The 4193-nt window shown below is 69.1% G+C and carries 2 protein-coding genes and 4 pseudogenes; 1 reads left to right on the forward strand and 5 read right to left on the reverse strand.

Annotated elements, in window-relative coordinates:
• Nucleotides 1–124 (forward strand): annotated as a pseudogene (locus GUY61_RS40910) (ABC transporter permease); the annotation flags it as partial.
• 199 nt (nucleotides 125–323) lie between these two features.
• On the opposite strand, the pseudogene GUY61_RS35435 reads toward GUY61_RS40910, so the two are convergent.
• From GUY61_RS35435 to GUY61_RS35455, 5 genes and pseudogenes are all read right to left on the reverse strand, one after another.
• A pseudogene (locus GUY61_RS35435) lies at nucleotides 324–674 on the reverse strand (rhodanese-like domain-containing protein); the annotation flags it as partial.
• A 33-nt stretch (nucleotides 675–707) separates the two neighbouring features.
• A pseudogene (locus tag GUY61_RS35440) lies at nucleotides 708–1017 on the reverse strand (cysteine dioxygenase); the annotation flags it as partial.
• Between the two features lie 72 nt (nucleotides 1018–1089).
• Entirely contained in the window at nucleotides 1090–1737 is a 648-nt protein-coding gene (locus tag GUY61_RS35445; RefSeq protein WP_166634422.1) for a class I SAM-dependent methyltransferase, read from the reverse strand.
• A gap of 74 nt (nucleotides 1738–1811) precedes the next feature.
• A pseudogene (locus tag GUY61_RS35450) lies at nucleotides 1812–2144 on the reverse strand (hypothetical protein); the annotation flags it as partial.
• Nucleotides 2145–2763: 619 nt separating this feature from the next.
• Nucleotides 2764–4193 (reverse strand): amino acid permease (locus tag GUY61_RS35455; RefSeq protein WP_313897011.1); only part of this gene is annotated, 1430 nt, incomplete at its 5' end.

A 4193-nucleotide genomic window follows, 5' to 3' on the forward strand; every position in this document is an offset into this window, starting at 1 on the left:
CATGGCCCAGGTCTTCCTCGCCATCCTCCTCATCCTCACCGTCGGCATCGCCATCGACCTGCTCATCTTCAGCCCACTGGAACGACGAGTCCTGCGCACCCGCGGCCTCCTCACCAAGAACTGAGCGAACGGATCGCGAACGGCAGCACGGGACGCGACACCCCGTCCCGCCGCACACAGCACGTCCGGCGCACGGCACCGGCTCCGCGGAGGCATCGCCCCACAGCGGAGCCGGTGCTGTCGTGTGCGCAGGAGGAACGACGGCCCCGCCCGCACGGGCCCTACGGCCCGCACGGGTCCAACGGTCCGCACGGGTCCAACGGTCAGGCGACGGGCAGGCCCGCGGCGCGCCACGCCTGGAAGCCGCCGACCAGGTCGGTGGCGCGGTGCAGCCCCAAGTGGTGCAGCGATGCGGCGGCCAGGCTGGAGGCGTAGCCCTCGTTGCAGATCACCACGATGCGCAGATCGTGACCCGTGGCCTGCGGGACACGGTGTGAGCCATGCGGATCCAGCCTCCACTCCAGTTCATTACGTTCGATCACGAGGACGCCGGGAATCAGTCCGTCGCGCTCGCGGAGCTCCGCGTACCGGATGTCGACCAGCAGCGCCCCGTCCGCGGCCGCCGCGTACGCCTCCCGGGGGCCGACGCGGTCGAGGCCGGAGCGGACTCGCTCGCTCCACGTACTCGTCGGTGGACAGCCTTTCGCTCACCGCCAGTCCTCCGGCCTCTCGACCTGCTTGAGCCAGAGCACCGCACCGGTGCGGCTGAAGCGCCGCATCTTCGGCAGCGGCGGATAGTAGGCGTGCACGGAGACGGCGTGCGCGGAGGCGGACTCGTTGAGCACCTCGTGCACGTGGTGCCGGCCGAAGGCCCGGCCCCTCACCCGTCTGCAACCGCCGCTGCCGGTCGACGCCCTCGACCAGCTCGAGGGACTTCCAGCCCTCGGCGGGGAGACGTACCGCGAGCGCGTTCTCGGTCAGTTCACCGGCCGCCGTGGTGAAGGCGCCGATCGAGTCGACGCCTGAAGCCTGACTGCTCCTCCTCCGGCAGGTTGGATGCGGTCGTGCGTTCGACCAGGCAGCCCCTGCCTAGGCTTTACGGGCGAGCAGGTGAATCTCCTGGAACTGCCGTCGGTCGGTGGGCTGAGGCTCGCGGACCATCCGGGCTGCCTCGGCCAACCCGGACTTGCGCAGCATCGCGGCGAGGTGATCAGGCGACCACCGATAGGCCGGCGCGACTGTGTGATCGAAGACCTGCGTCGGGTGAGACGGATCACCGCTTGCCGAAAAGCCGACCAGAAGGTGGCCGCCAGGCGCCAGCACACGATGGAACTCCGCCAGGATGACCGGGAGTTCTTGCGGCGGAGTGTGGATGATCGACCAACGTGAGAGTACGCCGCCCAGCACGCCGTCAGCGATGTTCAACGCGGCCATCGAGCCCACGTCGAACCGCAGGCCCGGATAGGCCTGTCGAGCCAACTTGATCATCGCAGGAGAGGCATCAACACCGAACGCCGCCAGCCCCAGCTCGCCCAGATGAGCAGTGATATGGCCAGGCCCACACCCCAGGTCCGCGACCTGACCGTCCCCACTCGCACTTACGACCTCGGCGAAGGCACCCAGGATCGCGCGGTCCAGGGGACTGTCACGCAGCGTGTCGCGGAACAGCTGCGCGTAGGTGGGGGCAGCGGCGTCGTAAGCCTCGCGGGTGGCACTCAGGGCATCGTGTTCGACCATGCTCGCGACAGTAGTTTCTGGCCCCGAGGCGAGCCGAGAGAATCACGATCTTCCCTCCCGCCCGTTCACCCGGGCTATCGCTGACGCAGAGAAGCCTGTCTGCGATGCCCCATGCTGCGGCCCGAACACGCGCACGGCCCCACTCGGCCACGCTCGCCCCGATCCTGCTTCCGGGCCCGCGGAACCAGCGCCGCCGCCCGCTCCGCGATACCCCGGTCCACGTCCTCCAGCAGCGAGGTGTACGTATCCGACGCCGGCCGGATCGTCGCGTGCCGCAGCGTCTCCTTGATCGCGTGCAGGTCACCGCCGCCCGCGTGAATGAGCGTCGCCGCACAGTGCCGCAGATCCCGCAGGCTGATCAGCGGGAGTTCCGCACGCCGGCAGATCCGACGGAACTCGTCCGACACTCCCCTGTCAGCGGCACGCCGCCACAGGGGTGATGTCGCCCCCTCAGAACGGGCTCCGCAACTCCGTCGGCACTTCGGCCGAGCACTGGCCGAGCAAACGGGCCCCCGGAACGCGAAAAGACCCCCGCCGGCACGGGGATCTTTCTGTTTCCGCAGGTCGGGAGTATGGACCTCCACCACTCCCGCGTGGGGCGGGTGGGACTCGAACCCACGGCCGACGGCTTTTGAGTCCGTTGAGGATCTTGGCGGCCCTTGCCGATCAACGTCCGTTCACGACGTTTTTGCCAGTCAGACCGAGTGCTCCGCGTCTCGAGCCCTCCATCTTTGTCGGTCTGTTCCTGTCCTTGCGTCCCAACCGCGTCCCGACAGGGGTGTACTCGACGCCGAACCGGCGGCGAACGATGTCGGCGATCCGGGCCGGCGTCCGGCACTGGCGTCGTGAGCCGCAGCGGTGCCTGACGAGGGTGGCACAGCTCCGGTCCACGGCGCCGGCTCCCGGTCGCGTGGCCTGCGGCGCCCGGTGCGAGCAGCGGCCTCCCCAAGAAGGCGGCGGCGATGCGGGCGGAGCGCATCACCGCCGCCGGTCGAGGGCGTGCTGCCGCTCGGCAGGGTCCCGTCCCTAGGACGGGGTGACGGTGTCGTGCGACCGGTCGCGGCCCAGGCGGTCGCGGACCAGTGCGACGACGACCACGCCCACGGCCACCAGGGTGGACAGGACGACCTGGTCGCGCCCGCCGCCGTCGGCGGTGTCGGTCAGCATGTAGACCAGGACAAATGTGATCATCGCGATGGTGGTCCAGGTCAGGTACGGGTAGAGCCACATCCTGACGACCAGCTTGTCCGGCGACTCCCGCTGGGTGATCTTGCGCATCCGCAGCTGGGAGAAGCAGATCACCAGCCAGACGAAGAGGGCGATCGCGCCAGAGGAGTTCAGCAGGAACTGGAAGACCGTGTCCGGCCAGAGGTAGTTGAAGGCGACGGCGACGAAGCCGAAGACCACCGAGGCCAGGATGGCCGCCTGTGGGACTCCGCGTCCGGTGGTGCGGGCGAAGGCGGCCGGGGCGTCGCTACGGCGGCCGAGCGAGAACGCCATCCGGGACGCTGTGTACAGGCCGGAGTTGAGACAGGACAGCACGGAGGTGAGCACGATGGCGTTCATGATCTGGCCGGCGTGCGCGATGCCGATGGAGTTCAGCGCGGCGACGTACGAGCCGTCCTTGAGGATCGCCGGGTCGTCCCAGCGCAGCAGTGACACCACGACCAGGATCGAGCCCAGGTAGAACACCGCGATCCGCCAGATGACGCTGTTGGTCGCCTTGGTGACCGCGGCCTGCGGGTCGGCGGTCTCGCCGGCGGCCAGGGTGACGATCTCGCTGCCCATGAAGGAGAAGACCACCATCAGGATGCCGGTGAGGATCGCCCCCGGCCCGTTGGGCAGGAACCCGCCGTGCTCGGTCAGGTTGGAGAAGCCGGATGCAGGGTGGTCCGAGCCGGGCAGCAGGCCGAAGATCGCGAGTCCGCCGATCACGATGAACGCGGCGATGGCGACGACCTTGATGCCGGCGAACCAGAACTCGAACTCGCCGTAGGAGCTGACGGAGACGAGGTTGGTGGCGGTGAGGACGACCATGACCAGCAGGGCCCAGCCCCACTGCGGGACCGCGGGGATCCATCCGGCCAGGATCTTGGCGCCGGCGGTCGCTTCGACGGCGAGCACCACGACCCAGAAGAACCAGTACAGCCATCCGATGGTGAATCCGGCCCAGCGGCCCAGCGCGCGGTCCGCGTAGGCGGAGAACGAACCGGAGGTGGGGTTGGCCGCGGCCATCTCGCCGAGCATCCGCATCACGAGGACGACGAGGGCGCCGACGATCGCGTAGGAGATCAGGATTCCGGGGCCCGCGGCGGCGATGCCGGAGCCGGAGCCGACGAACAGGCCGGCACCGATGACACCACCGATCGCGATCATCGACAGGTGGCGGTTCTTCAGCCCGGCCTGCAGGCCGGATCCTTCTGAGGCGCTCTCGGTGGTGGTGACCCGAGCGGGGG

Origin of the sequence: Streptomyces sp. GC420, from assembly GCF_009916105.1 — a bacterium.
GTDB lineage: Bacteria > Actinomycetota > Actinomycetes > Streptomycetales > Streptomycetaceae > Streptomyces.

Excerpts from the sequence above, each read along its gene's own strand:
- GUY61_RS35445 (WP_166634422.1), bottom strand. The coding sequence starts at position 1,737 with ATGGTCGAACACGATGCCCTGAGTGCCACCCGCGAGGCTTACGACGCC.